The 19,519-nt window shown below is 63.3% G+C and carries 18 protein-coding genes; 11 read left to right on the top strand and 7 right to left on the bottom strand.

Annotation, left to right across the window (positions count from 1 at the left end):
• The first annotated feature begins 9 nt into the window (after positions 1-9).
• The 8 genes from ACVWZP_RS23280 (at position 10) to ACVWZP_RS23245 (ending at position 10,455) form a co-directional block, all read left to right on the top strand.
• Positions 10-1,932: a DUF294 nucleotidyltransferase-like domain-containing protein gene (locus ACVWZP_RS23280; RefSeq protein ID WP_032804651.1), complete on the top strand. Its 1,923-nt coding sequence runs from the start codon at positions 10-12 to the stop codon at positions 1,930-1,932.
• On the top strand, positions 1,929-2,636 hold the full coding sequence (locus ACVWZP_RS23275) for a 3'-5' exonuclease (protein WP_017847856.1): 708 nt from the start codon (positions 1,929-1,931) through the stop codon (positions 2,634-2,636). Before ACVWZP_RS23280 ends, ACVWZP_RS23275 begins: the two co-directional genes overlap by 4 nt.
• Positions 2,637-2,733: 97 nt before the next feature.
• Positions 2,734-3,252: an RNA polymerase sigma factor gene (locus ACVWZP_RS23270; protein WP_026140138.1), complete on the top strand. Its 519-nt coding sequence runs from the start codon at positions 2,734-2,736 to the stop codon at positions 3,250-3,252.
• Entirely contained in the window at positions 3,249-4,217 is a 969-nt protein-coding gene (locus ACVWZP_RS23265; protein ID WP_046381829.1) for a FecR domain-containing protein, read from the top strand. Before ACVWZP_RS23270 ends, ACVWZP_RS23265 begins: the two co-directional genes overlap by 4 nt.
• 228 nt (positions 4,218-4,445) lie before the next feature.
• Positions 4,446-6,875, top strand: coding sequence for a TonB-dependent siderophore receptor (locus ACVWZP_RS23260; protein ID WP_372814042.1), 2,430 nt, complete (start codon positions 4,446-4,448; stop codon positions 6,873-6,875).
• 62 nt (positions 6,876-6,937) lie between these two features.
• Entirely contained in the window at positions 6,938-8,041 is a 1,104-nt protein-coding gene (locus ACVWZP_RS23255) for a PepSY-associated TM helix domain-containing protein (RefSeq protein ID WP_046381827.1), read from the top strand.
• A complete protein-coding gene (locus ACVWZP_RS23250) occupies positions 8,038-8,220 on the top strand; it encodes a hypothetical protein (RefSeq protein WP_046489074.1) in 183 nt (60 codons plus the stop codon). The genes ACVWZP_RS23255 and ACVWZP_RS23250 overlap by 4 nt, the downstream gene beginning before the upstream one ends.
• A gap of 1,605 nt (positions 8,221-9,825) precedes the next feature.
• Positions 9,826-10,455 (top strand): glutathione S-transferase, encoded by a 630-nt coding sequence (locus ACVWZP_RS23245; protein WP_017847862.1) that lies wholly within the window; start codon positions 9,826-9,828, stop codon positions 10,453-10,455.
• An 84-nt stretch (positions 10,456-10,539) separates the two neighbouring features.
• Here ACVWZP_RS23245 and creD read toward each other — a convergent pair whose 3' ends face one another.
• From creD to rloA2, 4 genes are read right to left on the bottom strand one after another with little or no spacing between them, the layout of a single operon-like run.
• Entirely contained in the window at positions 10,540-11,913 is a 1,374-nt protein-coding gene (creD, locus tag ACVWZP_RS23240) for a cell envelope integrity protein CreD (protein ID WP_457370183.1), read from the bottom strand.
• A 51-nt stretch (positions 11,914-11,964) separates the two neighbouring features.
• On the bottom strand, positions 11,965-13,404 hold the full coding sequence (creC, locus tag ACVWZP_RS23235; RefSeq protein ID WP_046381824.1) for a two-component system sensor histidine kinase CreC: 1,440 nt from the start codon (positions 13,402-13,404) through the stop codon (positions 11,965-11,967).
• The gene (gene creB / locus ACVWZP_RS23230) at positions 13,404-14,072 is read right to left on the bottom strand and encodes a two-component system response regulator CreB (protein WP_057003915.1); all 669 of its coding nucleotides are present in this window, start codon (positions 14,070-14,072) and stop codon (positions 13,404-13,406) included. The genes creC and creB overlap by 1 nt, the downstream gene beginning before the upstream one ends.
• Positions 14,073-14,081: 9 nt before the next feature.
• Positions 14,082-14,582, bottom strand: coding sequence for a retropepsin-like aspartic peptidase RloA2 (gene rloA2, locus ACVWZP_RS23225; RefSeq protein WP_046381822.1), 501 nt, complete (start codon positions 14,580-14,582; stop codon positions 14,082-14,084).
• A 172-nt stretch (positions 14,583-14,754) separates the two neighbouring features.
• Between rloA2 and ACVWZP_RS23220 the strand changes: the two genes are divergently transcribed.
• Positions 14,755-15,660, top strand: coding sequence for an acyltransferase (locus ACVWZP_RS23220; protein ID WP_457370182.1), 906 nt, complete (start codon positions 14,755-14,757; stop codon positions 15,658-15,660).
• 3 nt (positions 15,661-15,663) lie between these two features.
• Here the strand turns inward: ACVWZP_RS23220 and ACVWZP_RS23215 are convergent, their stop codons facing one another.
• Positions 15,664-15,867, bottom strand: coding sequence for a hypothetical protein (locus ACVWZP_RS23215; RefSeq protein ID WP_017847868.1), 204 nt, complete (start codon positions 15,865-15,867; stop codon positions 15,664-15,666).
• 303 nt (positions 15,868-16,170) lie between these two features.
• Between ACVWZP_RS23215 and ACVWZP_RS23210 the strand changes: the two genes are divergently transcribed.
• Complete coding sequence (locus ACVWZP_RS23210) at positions 16,171-16,647, top strand: hypothetical protein (RefSeq protein WP_017847869.1); 477 nt, start codon at positions 16,171-16,173, stop codon at positions 16,645-16,647.
• A 66-nt stretch (positions 16,648-16,713) separates the two neighbouring features.
• Here the strand turns inward: ACVWZP_RS23210 and ACVWZP_RS23205 are convergent, their stop codons facing one another.
• Complete coding sequence (locus ACVWZP_RS23205) at positions 16,714-17,286, bottom strand: DUF2780 domain-containing protein (protein WP_046381820.1); 573 nt, start codon at positions 17,284-17,286, stop codon at positions 16,714-16,716.
• A 136-nt stretch (positions 17,287-17,422) separates the two neighbouring features.
• Here ACVWZP_RS23205 and ACVWZP_RS23200 point away from each other — a divergent pair, with 136 nt between their 5' ends.
• Positions 17,423-17,881 carry an anti-sigma factor gene (locus ACVWZP_RS23200; protein ID WP_353847368.1) on the top strand — a complete coding sequence of 153 codons (459 nt, stop codon included), beginning with the start codon at positions 17,423-17,425 and terminating at the stop codon, positions 17,879-17,881.
• Between the two features lie 286 nt (positions 17,882-18,167).
• Here ACVWZP_RS23200 and fdhA read toward each other — a convergent pair whose 3' ends face one another.
• Positions 18,168-19,367, bottom strand: a complete 1,200-nt coding sequence (gene fdhA / locus ACVWZP_RS23195; protein ID WP_201021611.1) for a formaldehyde dehydrogenase, glutathione-independent — start codon at positions 19,365-19,367, stop codon at positions 18,168-18,170.
• Positions 19,368-19,519 lie beyond the last annotated feature (152 nt).

The raw sequence follows: 19,519 nt of genomic DNA, 5'->3' as shown, positions 1-19,519 counted from the left end.
GTCATAGTTATGAGTAAAGCTGATGCATTCGCCCAGGCGGGAAAAACTGCGGTGTTGCAGAACATCCACGGCACCTTGCAGTTCCTGCAACGCTTCCCGCCGTTCAACCAAATGGAAAACGCGCACCTCGCGTTCCTGGTAGAGCAGTGCCAATTGCGCTTTTATGGCCCCGGCGAAAGCATCCTCAAGCCGTCGGCCGGGCCGGTGGAGCACTTTTACATCGTCAAGCAGGGCCGGGTCATCGGCGAACGGCCGGATTCGGCCGAACCCACCTTTGAGATTGCCACCGGCGAGTGCTTCCCCCTTGCGGCACTGCTGGGCGAACGTGCGACGCGCACCGAGCACAAGGCCGCCGAAGACACCTTCTGCCTGCAACTGAACAAGCCGGCGTTTATCAAGCTGTTCGCGCTGTCCAGCGAGTTCCGCGATTTCGCCTTGCGCGGCGTCAGCAGCCTGCTCGATCAGGTCAACCAGCAAGTGCAGCAAAAAGCCGTGGAAACCCTCGGCACCCAATATTCCTTGAACACCCGCCTCGGTGAGTTGGCCATGCGCCACCCGGTGACGTGCAGCCCGGCTACACCGTTGCGCGAAGCGGTGACGCTGATGCACGAGCAACAGGTCGGCAGCATTGTGATCGTGGATGAGCACAAGGCGCCCCTGGGGATCTTCACCCTGCGCGATCTGCGCCAGGTGGTGGCCGACGGCACCAGCGATTTCACCCTGCCGATCGACGCACACATGACCCATGCGCCGTTCTTCCTCACCCCGGACCACAGCGCCTTCGACGCCGCCATCGCGATGACCGAGCGGCATATCGCCCACGTGTGCCTGGTCAAAGACCAGCGTCTGTGCGGCGTGGTGTCCGAGCGCGACCTGTTTTCCCTGCAACGCGTGGACCTGGTCCACCTGGCCCGTACCATCCGCAACGCGCCCAAGGTGGAAAACCTGGTGGCGATACGCGGCGAGATCGGCCAGTTGGTGGAGCGCATGCTGGCCCACGGCGCGTCGTCGACCCAGATCACCCACATTATTACCCTGCTCAACGATCACACCGTGTGCCGGGTCATCGAGCTGACCCTCGCCGACAAAGGCGACCCCGGCGTGCCGTTCACCTGGCTGTGTTTCGGCAGCGAAGGCCGGCGCGAGCAGACGCTCTACACCGACCAGGACAACGGCATCCTGTTCGACGCCAAGGACGCCGCCGAAGCGGCTGAGATCCGCGCGCGCCTGCTGCCCCTCGCGCAGCAGATCAACCAGAGCCTGGCGCAGTGCGGCTTCACCTTGTGCAAAGGCAACATCATGGCCGGCAACCCCGAGCTGTGCCTGTCGCGGGCCGAATGGGCGCGACGGTTTGCGGCGTTCATCCGCGAAGCCACGCCGGAGAACCTGCTGGGGTCGACCATCTATTTCGACCTGCGGGTGGTGTGGGGCGATGAACAGGGCTGTGAACAACTGCGCCAGGGCATTCTCGACCAGGTCGCGGATAACCGCCTGTTCCAGCGCATGCTGGCGGAGAACGCCTTGCGCCAGCGCCCGCCGGTGGGGCGCTTCCGCGATTTCGTGCTGACGCGCAAAGGCGGCGAAAAAGCCACCCTCGACCTCAAGGTGCAAGGCCTGACGCCCTTTGTCGACGGCGCGCGCCTGCTGGCCCTGGCCAACGACGTCCACGCCATCAACACCCTGGAGCGCCTGCGCCAGTTGGTGGTCAAGGAAGTGATCGAGCCGCTGGATGGCGCCGCCTATGAAGAGGCGTACCACTTTATCCAGCAAACCCGCATGCAGCAGCACCAATTGCAGATGCGGGAAAACCAGCCGTATTCCAACCGCGTCGACCCCGACAGCCTCAACCATCTGGACCGGCGCATCCTGCGCGAATCCCTGCGCCAGGCCCAGCGCCTGCAAAGCAGCCTGACCGTGCGGTATCAGCTGTGAACTTATTTGGTTGGTTGCGCACGGCCAAACCCCATCTCGACGCAACACAACAGCAGCGCCTGGCGCAGTTACCCCAGCCGGTCGCGCTGGGCGACGCGGCATTGCGCAGCCAGCGCTGGGTGGTGCTGGACCTGGAAACCAGCGGCCTGAACCTCAACCGCGATCAGGTGTTGTCCATCGGTGCGGTGGTGATCGAGGACGGCGCGGTGGATTTTTCCCAGATGTTCGAGCGCACCCTGCAACGCGCCGAAACAAAACTCAGCCCCAGCGTGTTGATCCACGGTCTCGGCCCCAGCGCGATCGCCGCCGGCAGTGACCCGGTGGACGCGTTGCTGGATTTCATGGAGTTCGTCGGCGACAGCCCGTTGCTGGCCTTCCATGCGCGGTTCGATCAACACATGCTGGCCCGGGCGCTCAAGGACAGCCTGGGTTATCGCCTGGCCCATACCTTCCTCGACGTGGCCGACATCGCCCCGCTGCTGTACCCCGAGGCGCTGCTGCGCGAAGCCGGGCTGGACGACTGGATCGACCACTTCCACCTGCAGGTGGGCGAACGCCATCACGCCAGCGCCGACGCCCTGGCCACTGCGGAGCTGATGCTGATCCTGCTCAGCCGCGCGCGCCAGCAGCACATCGACACACCGCGCGCCCTGCAAGCACGTTTGAGCCAATGGAAACGGCGCAAGCAGGCGCCATCGTTTTAATAGCACCGCCGGACAGACGCCAATTGCGCCCGCTGCACGCCTCTGACACAATCGCGAATAATTCTCGTTAGTTTAAACTTGTTTATTCGGTGATGCCTTGTCGTCGGTCCAGACCCCACACAGTGAGCTTGTCGGTGCGTTGTATCGCGACCATCGCGGCTGGCTGCTGGCCTGGCTGCGGCGCAATGTGGCCTGCCCGAGCCGCGCCGAAGACCTGAGCCAGGACACCTTCATGCGCCTGCTCGGCCGCGACGGGTTGCGCGAACCCCGCGAGCCCCGCGCCTTCCTGGTGGCGATCGCCAAAGGCTTGCTGTTCGACTACTTCCGCCGCGCCGCCCTGGAACAGGCCTACCTCAGCGAATTGATGCTGATCCCGCAAAGCGAACAGCCGTCGCCGGAGGACCAGCAACTGATCCTCGAAGACCTCAAGGCCATCGACCGCCTGCTCGGCACGCTGTCGAGCAAGGCCCGCGCCGCGTTCCTCTACAACCGCATCGACGGCCTGGGCCACGCCGACATCGCCCGGCGCCTCGGCGTGTCGGTGCCGCGCGTGCGCCAGTACCTGGCCCAGGGCATCCGTCAATGCTACATCGCGTTGTATGGCGAGCCGCTGTGAGTGCGATCAGTTGCAAACCGGTGTCGGCCCGGGTACTGGATGCGGCGATTGCCTGGCAGCTGTCCCTCGACTCAGGGGACGGCAGCGCCGTGGAACAGGAGGAGTTCGCCAAATGGCTGGCCAGCGATGCAGAACATGCCCGCGCCTGGCGCCAACTGGGCCTGCTCGACCAGCGCTTCAGCGTGGCCTCGGGCCCGGCGCGGGCGGCGTTGTTGCAGTCACGCGAGGGCATTCGCCAGCGCGTGCGCAAACTCGGCAGCGGCCTGGCGAGTATCGCACTGGTCTGCGGCCTGGCCTTGTTTGCCGGGGAACGTTATGTACCGCTCCACTATTGGCTGGCCGATCAACGCACCGCCACCGGCGAACAACGCACGCTGACACTGGCGGACGGCACGCAGATCAACCTCAACACCCACAGCGCCATCGATGTGCGCTTCGATGAAAAACGCCGGCTGATCGTGTTGCAGGAAGGCGAAATCCTCGTCGAAACCGGCCACAACGATGCGCGCCCGTTCTATGTGCAGACCCGCGACGGCAGCCTGCGCGCACTGGGCACGCGGTTTATCGTCAAGCGCGAGGACGCCGCCACGCGCCTGAGCGTGCTGCAATCGGCGGTGGCCGCACAACCCGAGGCGCTGCATCAGGAACAGATCTTCAAGGCCGGCCAGCAAGTGCTGATGCGCAGCGACAGCCTCGGCCCGCTGCTCGCCGTCACCCCCGCCACCGACGCCTGGACCCGCGGCATGCTGGTGGTGGACAACGCCCGCCTGGGCGATGTGGTCGAGGAACTGAGCCGTTATCGCCGCGGCTACCTGGGTGTGGATAACGCCGTGGCCGACCTGCGCATCACCGGCAGCTTCCCGCTGCACGACACCACCCTGGCGCTCAACGCACTGCTGCCGACGCTGCCGGTGCGGATCGAACAGCGCACGCCGTGGTGGGTGACGGTGAAGGGTAGGCCCTAGGTCCGGCGGTGTCGGGGATATTGCTATCGCGAGCAAGCCCGCTCCCACCTTCGACCGCGTTGTATCAGGCTGAACGCGGTCGAATGTGGGAGCGAGCTTGCTCGCGATGACGCCCTCCAGAACACCAAATATCCCCAGACCACAATTATTTTCACCCCGCCCTATCACTTTTCGAATCTCGCTCGGCACATGGGTAATTGCGAATTACTTCCATTCAGGAGCCGCCCCATGTCCCGCACGCTAGACACCTTGTTGCGCCCCAGCCTGTTAGCCGTGGCCATTGCCCTCAGCACCCCGCTGACCAGCAGCGTGCTGATCGCCGCCGAGCAAGCGTCCAGCGTGCGCGCGTACAACCTGCCCGCCGCGCCATTGGCCGCCACCCTGAACCAGATCGCCAGCCAGGCCGGCCTCGCACTGACCCTCAGCCCGGCACTGGCCGCGGGCAAAACCTCGGCGCCGGTCCAGGGCCAGTTCGACGCCCCGGGCGCACTGCGCGAGGCACTGCGCGGCAGCGGCTTGCAGGTGGAGCAGAGCAGCGCGGGGACTTACACGCTGGTGGCGATTGCGGACGGGGTCGTGGCGTTGCCGCAAACCAGCATCGTTGCCCAGGGCAACACTGAAAGCGCCTGGGGCCCGGTGCAGGGCTACCTGGCGACGCGTACCGCCGCCGGCACCAAGACCGATACCGCGCTGGTCGAAGCACCGCGCTCGATCTCCGTCGCCACCCGCGAGCAGATGCAGGACCGCAACGTCCAGAACCTGGATGACGCCGTCAAATACATGCCCGGCATTGTGTCCGCCAGCTACGGCAGCGACACCCGCTACGACTGGATGCGCGTTCGCGGCTTCGAACCGACCCAATTCCTCGACGGCCTGCCGTTGCCACGCGGCGTGTACGCCAACCCCAAGGCCGAAACCTGGAACCTGGATCGCCTCGCCCTGCTGCGTGGCCCGGCCTCCTCGGTCTATGGCCAGACCCCGCCGGGCGGCCTGCTGGACATGGTCAGCCGGCGCCCCAGCGCGGAGTCGAGCCATGCCATTCAAGTGCAATACGGCAGTGACAACTATCGCCAGATCAATTTCGCCAGCACCGGCAAGATCGATGATGAAGGCCAGTTCCTTTACGGCGTCAGCGGCGTGGTCCGGGATGCTGGCACCCAGGTCGACCACATCGACAACAAGCGCTACAACATCGCCCCCAGCCTGGTCTGGAACATCGACACCGACACCAAGCTGACCCTGCTCTCGCAGTTCACCCGCGACGATACCGGCACCACCAGCCAGTTCCTGCCGATCCAGGGCACCAAGATCAAATCGCCGCTGGGCGAGGTCTCCCACCACAAGAACCTCGGCGATCCGGACTACGAGTTCTACGACCGCACCTACTACGCGCTGGGCTATGCGTTCGAGCATCGCTTCAACGATACATGGCAGTTCCGCCAGAACCTGCGCTACACCAAGTCGGAGCTGGCGTTCCAGCAACTGACCGTGGGCTCACTGATCTACGGCCCTGCCGACGCTGCGGGCAACATCGGTCGTTCGTCGACCAACGTTGACGAAAACATCGGCCAATTCGCAGTCGACAACCATTTCCAGGCTGACTTCAACACGGCTGACATCACGCACACGCTGTTGCTGGGGCTCGATCATCAACGCACCGACACTTCGTATCTGTCGATTTTCGGCAGCGCCGGGACGACCAATATCTTCAACCCGACCTACGGCCAGACGATCGTCCGCCCGCCGCGCTCCGACGCGTACTACGACTACAACCAGAAAACCATACAGACCGGCCTCTACGTGCAAGACCAGATGGCCTTCGACAAATGGCGCCTGACCCTCGGCGGGCGTGAAGACTGGGTGCATCAGGGCACCACGTACTTCAACAAGGACGACGCGACCAACACCGACCGCAGCCGGAACTTCAGTGGCAACGCGGCGCTGAGCTATGTCTTCGATTCGGGCTTCGTGCCGTACCTGTCCTACGCCGAGTCCTTCCAGCCGGCGAGCAATGCCAGCGTCGACCCGGTCAAATCGTACAAGCCCACGCAGGGCAAGCAATGGGAACTGGGGGTCAAGTATCAGCCTCCCGGCTCCAACACATTGCTCAGCGCAGCGGTTTACGACCTGACCCAGAAAAACGTGCTGGTCACCAGCTTCGGCGCCGGGGGCGAATCGGTGACCGACCAGACCGGCGAAGTGAAGGTCAAGGGCCTGGAACTCGAAGCCGTGTCTGACGTGAGTGAAAACCTCAAGCTGATAGCCGCCTACACCCTGGCCAAGTCCGAAGTGCAAAAAGGCCAATACAAGGGCAACCGCCTGCAGCTGATGCCGAACCAGCAAGCCTCCCTGTGGACGGACTACACCTGGCACAGCGGCATGCTCGACGGTTTCGGCATTGGCGCCGGGGCCCGCTACACCGGCAATACCTATGGCGACCAGGGCAATACCTGGACGGGCAAGGCCAACGCCTACACGGTGTTCGACGCCGCCGTGCATTACGACCTCGGCCGCCTGGACAACAGCCTCAAAGGCGCCTCGCTGAAACTGAACGCGACCAACCTGTTCGACAAGGACTACCTCTCCACCTGTGACGGTTCCTACTGCTACTTCGGCGACCAGCGCAGTGTGGTCGCCAGCGCCACCTACCAGTGGTAAACGACTGAGTTGACCTCCCGGCCGCCCCCAGGGGCGGCTTGGGTGTGTCTGAAGGCCAACAAATGAAAAGCCGAACCATCCGCCGCTGGTCTTTTATCCACACCTGGACCAGCCTGATCTGCACCTTGTTCCTGCTGTTGCTCGCCCTTACCGGCCTGCCGTTGATTTTCCACCACGAGCTCGATCACCTGCTGGGCAACGAACCCGAGTTGCAGCAGATGCCCGCCGACACACCACAGCTGAACCTCGAGCAACTGGTGGCCAAAGCCCAGGCGCATCGCCCTGGCGAAGTCATGCAATACCTGGCGTGGGACGAAGACGACCCGCACGGCGTGATCGCGATCATGGCCGCCACCGCTGGCACCGAACCCAATGCGTCGCACACGTTCATGCTCGACGCGCGCACCGGCGCAACCGTGGAGATGCCGTCGGCCAACGGCGGCTTGACGCTGTTCCTGCTGCGCCTGCATGTGGATATGTTCGCCGGCCTGCCGGGCAAGTGGCTGCTGGCGTTCATGGGCCTGTTGTTTGTGCTGGCGATTGTCTCGGGCACGCTGCTTTACCTGCCGTTCATGCGCCGCTTGACGTTCGCCACCGTGCGCCAGGACAAATCCACCCGCCTGCGTTGGCTCGACCTGCACAACCTGATCGGCGTGGTCACCCTGACCTGGGCGCTGGTGGTCGGCGTGACCGGCGTGATCAGCGCCTGCGCCGACCTGATCATCGCCGCCTGGCGCAACGACAGCCTCAGCGCAATGATCGAACCGTACCAGCACGCCCCGCCGCTGACCCTGCGCGCACCGGCCAACGATCTGCTCAAGATCGCCGCCGCAGCCGCACCCGGCATGCAGCCGAACTTCATCGCCTTCCCCGGCACGCGCTTTTCCAGTGAGCACCATTACGCGGTGTTCATGAAGGGCAGCACCCACCTGACCTCGCACCTGCTCACGCCGGTGCTGATCGACGCCAGCAGCCTGGCCGTCACCGCGATCGCCGAGCGGCCGTGGTACATGGACGCCATGGGCATGTCGCAGCCGCTGCACTTCGGCGACTACGGCGGCATGCCGATGAAAATCCTCTGGGCGCTGCTGGATGGGCTGACCATCGTCGTGCTCGGCAGCGGTGTGTACCTGTGGTGGGTGCGGCGCAAGGCGGGCAAGGCATGAGGCCGCGTCAATCGAGTTTCTGGAAAGTGTTCGGCATTCCGCTGGGGATCGGCCTGCTCAGCGCCGTCGGTTTGTTTGCCGCGTTGCTGGGGGATGGGCTGTGGGATGCGCTGAGTTGGGTCGGGTTGGGTATTCCTGCGGTCATTGGGACTTGGGCGTTGTTCAGGCGGCGTGGCTGAGGACGCCATCGGGGGCAAGCCCCCTCCCACATTTGGAATGCATTCCCCTGTGGGAGGGAGCTTGCCCCCGATGAGGCCCTCAAGAACCACAGGAATCCCCCTCGCCAGCCACCGCGCAACCCACTAGGCTAGCGACTGCCCATCCCATCCAGAGGGATTGGCTGTGGGATGCGCTGAGTTGGGTCGGGTTGGGTATTCCTGCGGTCATTGGGACTTGGGCGTTGTTCAGGCGGCGTGGTTGAGGACGCTATCGGGGGCAAGCCCCCTCGCACATTTGGAATGCATTCCCCTGTGGGAGGGAGCTTGCCCCCGATGAGGCCCTCAAGAACCACAGCCCCCCCTCGCCAGCCACCGCGCAACCCACTAGGCTAGCGACTGCCCATCCCATCCAGAGGGATTGGCTGTGGGATGCGCTGAGTTGGGTCGGGTTGGGTATTCCTGCGGTCATTGGGACTTGGGCGTTGTTCAGGCGGCGTGGTTGAGGACGCTATCGGGGGCAAGCCCCCTCGCACATTTGGAATGCATTCCCCTGTGGGAGGGAGCTTGCCCCCGATGAGGCCCTCAAGAACCACAGCCCCCCCTCGCCAGCCACCGCGCAACCCACTAGGCTAGCGACTGCCCATCCCATCCAGAGGGATTGGCTGTGGGATGCGCTGAGTTGGGTCGGGTTGGGTATTCCTGCGGTCATTGGGACTTGGGCGTTGTTCAGGCGGCGTGGCTGAGGACGCCATCGGGGGCAAGCCCCCTCGCACATTTGGAATGCATTCCCCTGTGGGAGGGGGCTTGCCCCCGATGAGGCCCTCAAGAACCACAAGAATCCCCCTCGCCAGCCACCGCGCAACCCACTAGGCTAGCGACTGCCCATCCCATCCAGAGGGATTGGCTGTGGGATGCGCTGAGTTGGGTCGGGTTGGGTATTCCTGCGGTCATTGGGACTTGGGCGTTGTTCAGGCGGCGTGGTTGAGGACGCTATCGGGGGCAAGCCCCCTCCCACATTTGGAATGCATTCCCCTGTGGGAGAGGGCTTGCCCCCGATGAGGCCCTCAAGAACCACAGCCCCCCCCTCGCCAGCCACCGCGCAACCCACTAGGCTAGCGACTGCCCATCCCATCCAGAGGGATTGGCTGTGGGATGCGCTGAGTTGGGTCGGGTTGGGTATTCCTGCGGTCATTGGGACTTGGGCGTTGTTCAGGCGGCGTGGCTGAGGACGCTATCGGGGGCAAGCCCCCTCCCACATTGGAATGCATTCCCCTGTGGGAGGGGGCTTGCCCCCGATGAGGCCCTCAAGAACCACAGGAATCCCCCTCGCCAGCCACCGCGCAACCCACTAGGCTAGCGACTGCCCATCCCATCCAGGGGGATGGGCTGTGGGATGCGCTGAGTTGGGTCGGGTTGGGTATTCCTGCGGTCATTGGGACTTGGGCGTTGTTCAGGCGGCGTGGCTGAGGACGCTATCGGGGGCAAGCCCCCTCCCACATTGGAATGCATTCCCCTGTGGGAGGGGGCTTGCCCCCGATGAGGCCCTCAAGAACCACAGCCCCCCCTCGCCAGCCACCGCGCAACCCACTAGGCTAGCGACTGCCCATCCCATCCAGAGGAATGCCTATGTCCGCTCCCAGCATGACCTTGTTCCACAACCCCGCTTCGCCGTTCGTGCGCAAAGTCCGCGTGCTGCTGGCCGAAACCGGCCAGCAGAACCGTGTGGCCCTGCAGCTTTGCATGCCGACACCGGTCAACCCGGATGTGCAACTGGTCAACGAGAACCCGGTGGGCAAGATCCCGGCCCTGCGCCTGGCCGATGGCACGGTGTTGCACGACAGCCGGGTGATCCTCGATTACCTCGACCACCAGCACGTCGGCAACCCGCTGATCCCGCGTGACGGCTCGGCCCGCTGGCGTCGCCTGACCCTGGCCTCGATGGCCGACGCCATCATGGATGCCGCCGTGCTGGTGCGTTACGAGAGCGCCCTGCGCCCGCCGGAAAAACACTGGGCGCCGTGGCTCGACGAACAGCGCAACAAGATCCGGCGCACCCTGGCGGAGCTGGAAGCGGATGCAATTGCCGAACTGGCCAGCCACTTCGATATCGCCGCGATCAGCGTGGCCTGCGCCTTGGGTTACCTGGATTTCCGCCACCCGGACCTGCACTGGCGCGACGCCAACCCCCAGCTCGCCGCCTGGTACGCCGAAGTCAGCCAGCGCCCTTCGATGCTTGAGACACAGCCGCCGGTTTGACCCTGCGCATAGGTGGCGCAGGAAACAACGCCACAATCCTCGCCACCAACTGCGCTCGCTCCCGCTGGTCCTCACGCAACCCGATCATTGCACCGCCTCCAGATCGAATGCCAAGGGCTCGGCCACCTTGCGTTTGCCCACGCCGTACCAATCCAGTTTGCGTGTCAGCACCATCACCGTCCCCAGCAGGCCGAACAGCAACAGCGAGCCCATCAGCAGCGCGTAGTCCTCGGCACTCAATAGCCCGTACAACAAGCCATACAACGCCGCCAGCCCGGCCGAAAACCCCAGGCCGTGGGCGACGCTGCGCAGCACATGGCACACGTAGAAACCAATCAACAACACACAGGCACTCGCCGAAATCAGGTACGCCAAGGCAAAGCCCAGGTGCTCGGACAACGACAGCAACAACAGGTAGAAAAACGCCAGGGCGAACCCCACCAGGGCGTACTGGATCGGATGCACCGCCAAGCCCTTGAGCACTTCGAACAGGAAGAAACCGGCAAAGGTCAGGGCGATGAACAGCAGCGCATATTTGATCGCGCGGTCGCTCTTGAGGTACTGGTCCACCGGGTCGATGAAGTTCACCCCGAAGCTGCGGTTGTTGAAGTCGTCACAGCCGCGTTCGTCCAGGCAGCCGCGCAGGGCTTCTTCGAGGTTGGTGGAGAAGAATGAGGTCTGCCAGTTGGCGCTGAAGCCCTTGTCGGTGACTTCCCGTTGCGCCGGCAGGAAGTTGCCGATGAAGCTCGGGTGCGGCCAGTTGGAGGCCAGTGTGACCTGGCTGGTCTTGCCCACCGGTACCACTTGCAGTTGCTCGGTGCCTTGCAGGCGCAGGTCGAAGGCGAAGTCCAGCGCGGCCGGGGTTTTGCTGTCCAGCTCCGGCAGCGCCACATGCACCCCCTCGCCCAGCCACTCGACGTGGGTGCCTGGCGCAAACTCCAGGCGCTGGCTGCCCAGCTCCAGCTTCAGTGCGTTTTCGATACCGCGAATATCGCTGATACCCACCGCCAGAAACGCCGGCTCAAAGCGGTAATCGGTGAAATTTTCCTTGATGCCCCATTGCTCCGGCAAGACGAAGCGTCCGCTGATGCGGTTGTCGGCGTGGAACAGCCGGGCCTGGTAGATGCCACGCGCGCGCAGTTCGGTCTGCACCCGCCCGTCGAGCTCAAAACGCTCCGGCAGGAAATACAGACGACCGCGCACTTCACGGGTTTCCTCGTAGCGCTTGTTGAGTTTTTCATTGAGCTTCCACTCGCGGACAGTCTTGCGGTACGGCACCACCATCACCGGGCCGGTGAGGCGCTGGCTGTAGCTGGAGCTACGGGCGATATCCATCAGGACACTGTCGCGAGTGTATTGGCGGTCGGCGATGAGGCCGTTGATCATCAGCAATGGAATCAGCAATAGCAGGATCAATAGCGCAATCGCGCCAAGTTTGAAAAGCAGGCTGCGGTTCATGGGGCTCTCCCTGTTTTGATGGGGAAAGCGTGAGCCGCGCATGTGGGAAATTTATGTGGGCAGTGTGGAGACTGTGTGGAGATGCAGCACCACTTGCACGCCACCGTGTACGTTGCCGATCTGCAACGTGCCGCCATGCAGCTTCATCACTTCCTCGACAAAGTTGAGGCCCAGGCCGGTGCTTTTGCGCCCGCTGGCCGGACGCGGCAGCGAGTAGAAACGCTCGCTCAGGCGCGGCAAGGCGTAGTCGGGAATCGGCGCGGCCTGGTTGAACAGGCTGACCTGCACAGCGTTGTGCCGGGTCTGTGCGCTGAACCGCAACACCCCGCCCGCCGGCGTGAAGTCCAGGGCGTTGTCGAGCAGGTTGCCCAGGGCCTGGCGCAGCAGGAACGGTTCGCCGAAGACCTTCACCTCAGCGCCGATCGTTTGTTCGATGCGCAAGCCGGCACCTTCGATGCGCGCGCATTGGGCCTTGAGCACATCGTCCACCAGCGCGGCCAGCGGCAGGCTGGCTTGCGCCTCCAGGCCCTGGCGTTGCTCGACCTGGGCCAGGTTCAGCAAGCGCTCGATCAACTGCTGCAGGCGGGTACTTTCGCTGTCGATATTGCCGACAAAGCGCTGTTGCTGCTCGCGGCTCATGTCGCCCTGCAACAGCTCGGCCGCGCCGCGAATCGCCGCCAGCGGGCTCTTCAATTCGTGGGTCAGGGTGTGGACGTAATGCTCCACATAAGCCTTGCCCTCCAGCTGTGTCCGCATGTGCTCCACAGCGGTGGACAACTGCTTCAGCTCGCCGCCACGGTAATGCGGCAATTCGGCGCGCCGCCCCTCGCTGACCGCCTCGGCATACGCGGTAAGCCGGCGCAGTGCCACGCTCAACCACCACGACAACAGCGCGCCGAGCAGCAGGCCGAGGATCACCAAGCCGGCGCCGTACCACAGCAACCGGTGCTCGGTGCGATCGACATAAGGCTGCAGCGAACTGTTCGGCTTGGCCACCGTGACCACGCCGATGATCTGCCCGTTGTCGCGAATCGGCGCGCCCACGTGCATCACCGACGAGGCCGGATCATCCGGCGCGCTGCGGGTGGAACGCGCGCCGTACTCGCCGCGCAGGGTCAGGTACACGTCGTTCCATTTGGAGTAGTCCTGGCCCACGGCTTCGCCGCTGGAGTCGAGCAACACCATGCCGTTGGCGTCGGTCACGTAGATGCGGTGGTTGACCTGGTTTTTCGGCAGGCCCCAGATGGTCGCGCCCGGCTGACGGGTGCCGTAGGCCTTGAGCAGCTCCGGCCAGTGGCTTTGGGCGAGGGTGCCGTTCTTGACGTCGTTGCGCAGGATTTCCGCCAGCAGGTTGGCGGTGTCCACCAGGGTTTCTTCGGTGGACTGGCGCACGCCGGGGCGGATTTCCTTCATCACGGTGTTTAGCACGAAGTAACCGGTGAAGCCGATAAACAGCGCGTAGACCAGGAAAAACCGCAGCCCCAGGCGCATCAGCTGTGGCTCGGGCTGTAGCTGTAGCCGAGGCCGCGATGGGTCTGGATCGGTTCGGCCTGCGCCGCCACGCTGCGTAATTTGCTGCGCAGGCTTTTGATATGGCTGTCGATATTGCGCTCATAGCCGGCATCGGCCGGCACGCCGACCGCGTCCAGCAGTTGTTCGCGGCTGAACACACGCTCGGGTTGTTCCAGCAGGCTTTGCAGCAAGCGGAACTCATGGCGGGTCAGGCTCAGTGCCAGGCCACGGTAGGTGATCTGCATACGCTCCAGGTCGACCTGGAACAACGCCGGAGCGACGCCAGGGCCGACGCGCTTGAGGATCGCCCTGACCCGCGCCGCCACTTCCCGTGGGCTGAACGGCTTGACCACATAATCGTCGGCGCCGATCTCCAGCCCGACCACGCGGTCGATCTCGCTATCGCGGGCACTGAGAAACATCACCGGCACTTCGCTGAAACGCCGCAGTTGCTTGCAGGTTTCAAAGCCGCTGATGTCGGGCAGGCCGATGTCGAGGATGATCAGGTCGGCCGGGGTCTGGCGCTGGTGGGCCAGCGCTTCCTGGCCGAGGCTCAGCCAGGTGGTGGTAAAGCCCTCGCCTTGCAGGGCGAAAACCAGTGTGTCGGCTATCGCCGCTTCGTCTTCGACAATCAGGATGTGCGGCATGGCGGTCCGTCAGCAGTCCGGCTTGTCGGCGGTGTAGCGACGCGCCGGGTTCACCGCGGCGCCGAACTCACGCAGGGCCTTGGCGCCGATCAGCAGCGGGTAGTTGAAGCTGCTGCGGTCGGTGAGGTTGACCTCGACGGTGCGCTTGACGTTGCCCAGGCACATTTCCAGGTCGATCACCGGGCGCGTGGCCACGGTGGCTTCTTCCTTGTCCTCGTCTTCGTCGGCGCGGCTCTTGATCTTGCTGATGCGCGCCACCTTGTGTTCGTAGACTTTGTTGCCGGCGTCCTTGCCGCCGACGCGGAAGCGCACCCAATCGTCGCCGTCACGGGTGAAGGTCTCGATGTCACGGGCCGACAGCGAGGCGGTCAGCGCGCCGGTGTCCATCTTGGCCTTGAAGGTTTCGCCGATCTCCGGCAGTTGGATGTATTCGTAGCGGCCGTAAACGGTCGGTTCGGCGGCCATGACGGGCAAGGCCGCCAGGGCGAGCGAGGCAAGGAGCAGTTTCACGAAGTGATTTCCTCGGAAAGAAGTAGGCGAATTCTAGACCGCAAAGGCAGCACTTAGTTAGTTCGGCAACCATACCCGGCATATTGTGAAACATTCGTCGGGCGATTTGCGATTTGGCCTCTAGACGCCGCTCTCTTATTATGTCCCGCCCACAGGATTCCAAGAGTTACTTATGCGCCGCCTGCTCACCGGCTGTTTCGTCTCGCTGCTGCTCCTGCTCAACACCCTGGTCCTGATCGGGCCGCTGACGGTGTTTGCCCTGCTCAAGCTGGTGGCCCCCGGTCGCTATCGCGATTACGCGTCATGGGCCGTGATGTGGATCGCCGAGACCTGGGCCGAAATCGACAAACTGATCTTCGCGCTGTGCATCCCGACCCAATGGGACATCCGCGGCGCAGACGACCTGCGCGGCGACACCTCGTACCTGGTGATCAGTAACCACCAATCCTGGGTCGATATCCCCGCGCTGATCCAGGCCCTCAACCGCCGCACGCCGTTCTTCAAGTTCTTCCTGAAGAAAGAACTGGTCTGGGTACCCTTCCTCGGCCTGGCCTGGTGGGCGCTGGATTATCCGTTCATGAAGCGCTACACCAAGGCGTTCCTGGCCAAGCACCCGGAACTGGCGGGCCAGGACTTGAAGATCACCCGCCAGGCCTGCGAGCTGTTCAAGCGCCAGCCGGTGACGGTGGTCAACTACCTGGAAGGCACCCGGTTCAGCGAGGCCAAGCGTGCCCAGCAAAGCTCACCGTTTGCCCGCCTGCTCAAGCCCAAGGCCGGCGGCGTGGCGTTTGTGTTGGCGGCACTGGGCGAACAACTGGATGCCGTGCTCGACGTGACCGTGGTCTATCCGCAAGCGAAGACGCCGGGGTTCTGGGATCTGATCAGCGGGGCGGTACCGAAGGTGATCATCGATATCCGCACCCGTGAGCTGGACCCGGCGCTGTGGCAGGGCGACTACGAAAACGACCCGGCGTTTCGCCAGGTCGTACAGAACTGGGTGAACCGGCTCTGGATGGAGAAGGATCAGCAGATTCAGGAACTGCGAGGCGAAACCGCTGGGGCCTTATGGGCAAAGTAACCGTTACGGGCGCTTAGGCCACGTGGCCGAATCGTCACCGGTACGCCACCCGTGCGCTATCTCGATGGTGTCGTGACTGCTCACGGTATCAGCCTGCTCCTGGCTGGCGTCGTGGGGCGCTTTTCCTTGCTCTGCGGCAGCGGGCTTGTGGGTCGCGGCGTGATACGAAGCGCTAGCGAGAGCGTTGTAGGTGTTGACGATGTTCATGGAAGACTCCTACCTGACCGGATTGAAGAATCCACCCCAGGAGGGTTGGTTTTCCTGGGGCAGTCCCCGTAGGTGGTGAAACATCCCACACAGTTCCTCGGGAGTTGTTGCGCAGCATTGCCAAACGAGGGGCTGACTCAATCCTCGGCTACCCGCGCCCCACGCCTGGACCCGCTTGCCCTGCAGCGAACCCGCGATAGGGCATCGTCTGAAAACGCATAAAAAACTGTCAGAGTTAACAGTTCCGCCCGCCTTGGGCGGCTGATTAGGCTAAGGACTCCATCTCAGTCGAGTGCCCTGATCATGACCATCAAAGTCCTCTTCGCCGGCATAGCGTTACTGACAGCAGCGAACATTGCCCATGCAGAAATGGCCACGTGCCCCGCAGTCAGTTCAATAAAAGCTACGCCGTATACCGACCCGGACCTTCCTCCGGACTTCAACCAAGGCTTCAAATACGAAGCCCCCGGGCCCGGTGGCCAGATGTGGGAGGGCCAGTCCACGGCCACAAGCGAGACCTACCTCGAACCTAAATACAACCTGATGTTAGTCAGTGCCGAAATGATCCACGGGAAAATACTCTGCAGTTATGGCGGTACAACGCAAAGAGAAAACGCAGAGCCGGTAAACAACGTTTCCAAACCCTATGTTCAACTGGGCCTGCCGTTTAACAACCCGAAGGCCGCGACCGGTACAGCATGGAAAGGAACCAGCTGCGGGAATCAAGGCGGCGCTGTATCGATCGACGCCTCCCAATGTACTTTTGAGTACCAACCGTAACGCTGTTCCCCGCAACCTGCCGGCCACTTCAAAGCGGGGTCGAACCCGCTTTGAAGGACCACGGCCTTAGCTGCCGGTGCCCCAAGCCTGGCCCAGTTTGCCCAGCAGCGAACTGTTGGCACCCTGGCCGCCCAGGTATTGCAGGATCACCGGGGCGAATTGGCCGATCATGCCGCTGTCCATGCCCAGCGCGCTGAACGCGGTGTTCAGGTCGTTGGTGTTCTTCACGTTACCCAGCAGGCCGTCGAGGCCGCTGGTCTTGCTGCCGCCGCTCTGGCCGAGCATCCCGCTCAAGGCGCCGAGGCTGCCCAGCGCATTGCTGCCCGACAGTTGATCGAGACCCGGCACGCTTTTCCCCAGTTGCGAATAGTCGCTGCTGCTCAGTTGGTTCCTGGCCAGGCCCAGCATGGCGCCGGTGCCGCCGACGGCTTGCTCGGGGGTGACATTCAATTGTGAGGTCAGGGCACTCAGCAAACCGGCCGTTTCGGACGACGGCGCAACGGCAGCGGCTTTGTTGTTGCCGCCCTGCATACCGGAAATCGCATTGGCCGCATCGCCAAGGCTGAACCCGGCGGCGAATACCGGGCCGGCTGCCAGGGTCATCAGGCAGGAAAGGGCGAAACCGCGTGAAATCTTCATCGAAACAACCTCTGGATGTAGGGGTGAAAGCAGGCGTTTGACTGGCCTTTTCGTCACTTGTTCCAAACCCGCTCCGGAACCCAACTGCGATAAGCCGGTCCATGAACTGACTATACAATTTGTCAGGAAGAGACTTATGACGACGATCCACCCCCAAGTGATTGATCACAAGCCTTCATTCTGGAGCCGCCCGCGCCTGTTCATCGGCGCCTGCGCTGTAGTGGCCGTCGGTATCGGCGGCGCGCTCTACACCCAGGACAGCGTCAAATCCGCCGCCACCCTGGTGACCACCACCCAGCAGCCGGCAGCGCAGATCATGGCCCACAAGGACTACCTGGAAGTGCAGCCGATTGCCTCCACGGCCCCCGCCCCTGATCAGAGCCTGGAACTGTGGGCCATCCCCGAGGACGGCACGCCGGTATCCCTCGGCCTGTTGCCGGAAGATGGCAAAGGCATCATCGGCTTGAACCCACGCCAGCAGGAATCCATCAGCAAACCGGTGGGTTTGATGGTGAGCTCGGAAACCAAGGGTGGATCGGTGAGCAAGCAGCCGACCGGGCCGACGGTGTATCAAGGCGCGCTGGCAATTCGCTAAGCCACGGGCACCGCGGATTTCGCAGTGCCCTGCTGCTCCGGCATCCAATCAACCCCGTTCGTACACCGCCAATGGCAATGGCAATGGCAATGGCAAAACGTGGTCAGGGTTCAGGAGGCTAACGGAAAGCTATTCTGCAACTATGGTGGAAAAACACTTGAAGTACAGACGGAAAATGAAGAGGGCAAGCCAGAAACTATAAAATCGACCGCTAACCTTCGACTCTCGGCCCCACTCTAATTGATAAGGGCGCCCGTCGAGGCGCCCTTGTTTTTTGCTCTAGCGTTTACGCCGCGCTGAACAACTTATGCGGATCAATCACAAACTTCTTCGGCACGCCCGCATCAAACTCGCCATACCCACGCGGCGCGTCATCCAGGCTGATGACTTCGACCCCGACGATGTCGGCAATGTGAATGCGGTCCCACATGATCGCCTGCATCAACTGGCGGTTGTACTTCATCACCGGCGTTTGCCCGGTGTGGAAGCTGTGGGATTTGGCCCAGCCCAGACCAAAACGGATGCTCAGGCTGCCCATCTTCGCGGCGGCGTCGACGGCGCCAGGGTCTTCGGTGACGTACAGGCCGGGGATACCGATCTTGCCCGCCACGCGCACCACGCCCATCAGTGAGTTGAGCACCGTGGCCGGGGCTTCGTGCTTGACGCCGTCATGCCCGTGGCCGCGTGCTTCGAAGCCCACGCAGTCGACGGCGCAGTCCACTTCCGGCTCACCGAGCAAGGCCGCAATCTGTTCGTGCAGCGGCGTGTCGGTGGACAGGTCGACCACTTCAAACCCTTGCGCCTTGGCGTGAGCCAGGCGGATGGAGTTGACGTCGCCGATGATCACCACCGCCGCGCCCAGCAGGCGTGCGGAAGCGGCAGCGGCCAGGCCGACCGGGCCGGCACCGGCGATGTAGACGGTGCTGCCAGGGCCAACGCCGGCGGTGACGGCGCCGTGGTAGCCGGTGGGCAGGATGTCGGAGAGGCAGGTCAGGTCGCGGATTTTCTCCATGGCCTTGTCGCGGTCCGGCAGTTTCAACAGGTTGAAGTCGGCGTAAGGCACCAGCACGTATTCGGCCTGGCCGCCGGTCCAGTCGCCCATGTCGACATAGCCGTAGGCGCCACCGGCACGGGCCGGGTTGACGGTGAGGCACACGCCGGTGTGTTGCTCTTTGCAGGAGCGGCAGCGGCCGCAGGCAACGTTGAAGGGCACGGACACCAGGTCGCCGATTTTCAGGTTCTCGACGTCGCTGCCCTTCTCGATCACTTCACCGGTGATCTCGTGACCGAGCACCAGGCCGGTCTGGGCAGTGGTGCGGCCGCGCACCATGTGTTGGTCGGAGCCGCAGATGTTGGTGGAGACCACGCGCAGGATGACGCCGTGCTCAATCTTCCTGCCACGGGGGTCCTGCATTTTGGGATAGTCGATTCTCTGTACTTCGACCTTGCCGTTGCCGAGATACACGACACCACGATTACCAGACATGCTTTCACCTCGCTGTTGTTTTTATGAAAGCGCGTTGCCCGTGGGTGGGCAGCGCGTTGAGTGCTCGGGTACAGATGCTGTTTCTTGTGTTGTTTGTTAGGGCCTCATCGGGGGCAAGCCCCCTCCCACAGTTGGATGTGTTCACAAATCAA

This window comes from Pseudomonas sp. TE36184, assembly GCF_054060055.1.
Note: the sequence above shows the minus strand (reverse complement) of the source record. Positions and strands in the feature narration are given on the sequence as shown.

Coding starts and splice junctions, on each gene's coding strand:
- ACVWZP_RS23280 (WP_032804651.1), top strand. CDS start 10: ATGAGTAAAGCTGATGCATTCGCCCAGGCGGGAAAAACTGCGGTGTTG.
- ACVWZP_RS23260 (WP_372814042.1), top strand. CDS start 4,446: ATGTCCCGCACGCTAGACACCTTGTTGCGCCCCAGCCTGTTAGCCGTG.
- ACVWZP_RS23255 (WP_046381827.1), top strand. CDS start 6,938: ATGAAAAGCCGAACCATCCGCCGCTGGTCTTTTATCCACACCTGGACC.
- ACVWZP_RS23250 (WP_046489074.1), top strand. CDS start 8,038: ATGAGGCCGCGTCAATCGAGTTTCTGGAAAGTGTTCGGCATTCCGCTG.
- ACVWZP_RS23245 (WP_017847862.1), top strand. CDS start 9,826: ATGTCCGCTCCCAGCATGACCTTGTTCCACAACCCCGCTTCGCCGTTC.
- creD (WP_457370183.1), bottom strand. CDS start 11,913: ATGAACCGCAGCCTGCTTTTCAAACTTGGCGCGATTGCGCTATTGATC.
- creC (WP_046381824.1), bottom strand. CDS start 13,404: ATGCGCCTGGGGCTGCGGTTTTTCCTGGTCTACGCGCTGTTTATCGGC.
- creB (WP_057003915.1), bottom strand. CDS start 14,072: ATGCCGCACATCCTGATTGTCGAAGACGAAGCGGCGATAGCCGACACA.
- ACVWZP_RS23220 (WP_457370182.1), top strand. CDS start 14,755: ATGCGCCGCCTGCTCACCGGCTGTTTCGTCTCGCTGCTGCTCCTGCTC.
- ACVWZP_RS23215 (WP_017847868.1), bottom strand. CDS start 15,867: ATGAACATCGTCAACACCTACAACGCTCTCGCTAGCGCTTCGTATCAC.
- ACVWZP_RS23210 (WP_017847869.1), top strand. CDS start 16,171: ATGACCATCAAAGTCCTCTTCGCCGGCATAGCGTTACTGACAGCAGCG.
- ACVWZP_RS23205 (WP_046381820.1), bottom strand. CDS start 17,286: ATGAAGATTTCACGCGGTTTCGCCCTTTCCTGCCTGATGACCCTGGCA.
- ACVWZP_RS23200 (WP_353847368.1), top strand. CDS start 17,423: ATGACGACGATCCACCCCCAAGTGATTGATCACAAGCCTTCATTCTGG.
- fdhA (WP_201021611.1), bottom strand. CDS start 19,367: ATGTCTGGTAATCGTGGTGTCGTGTATCTCGGCAACGGCAAGGTCGAA.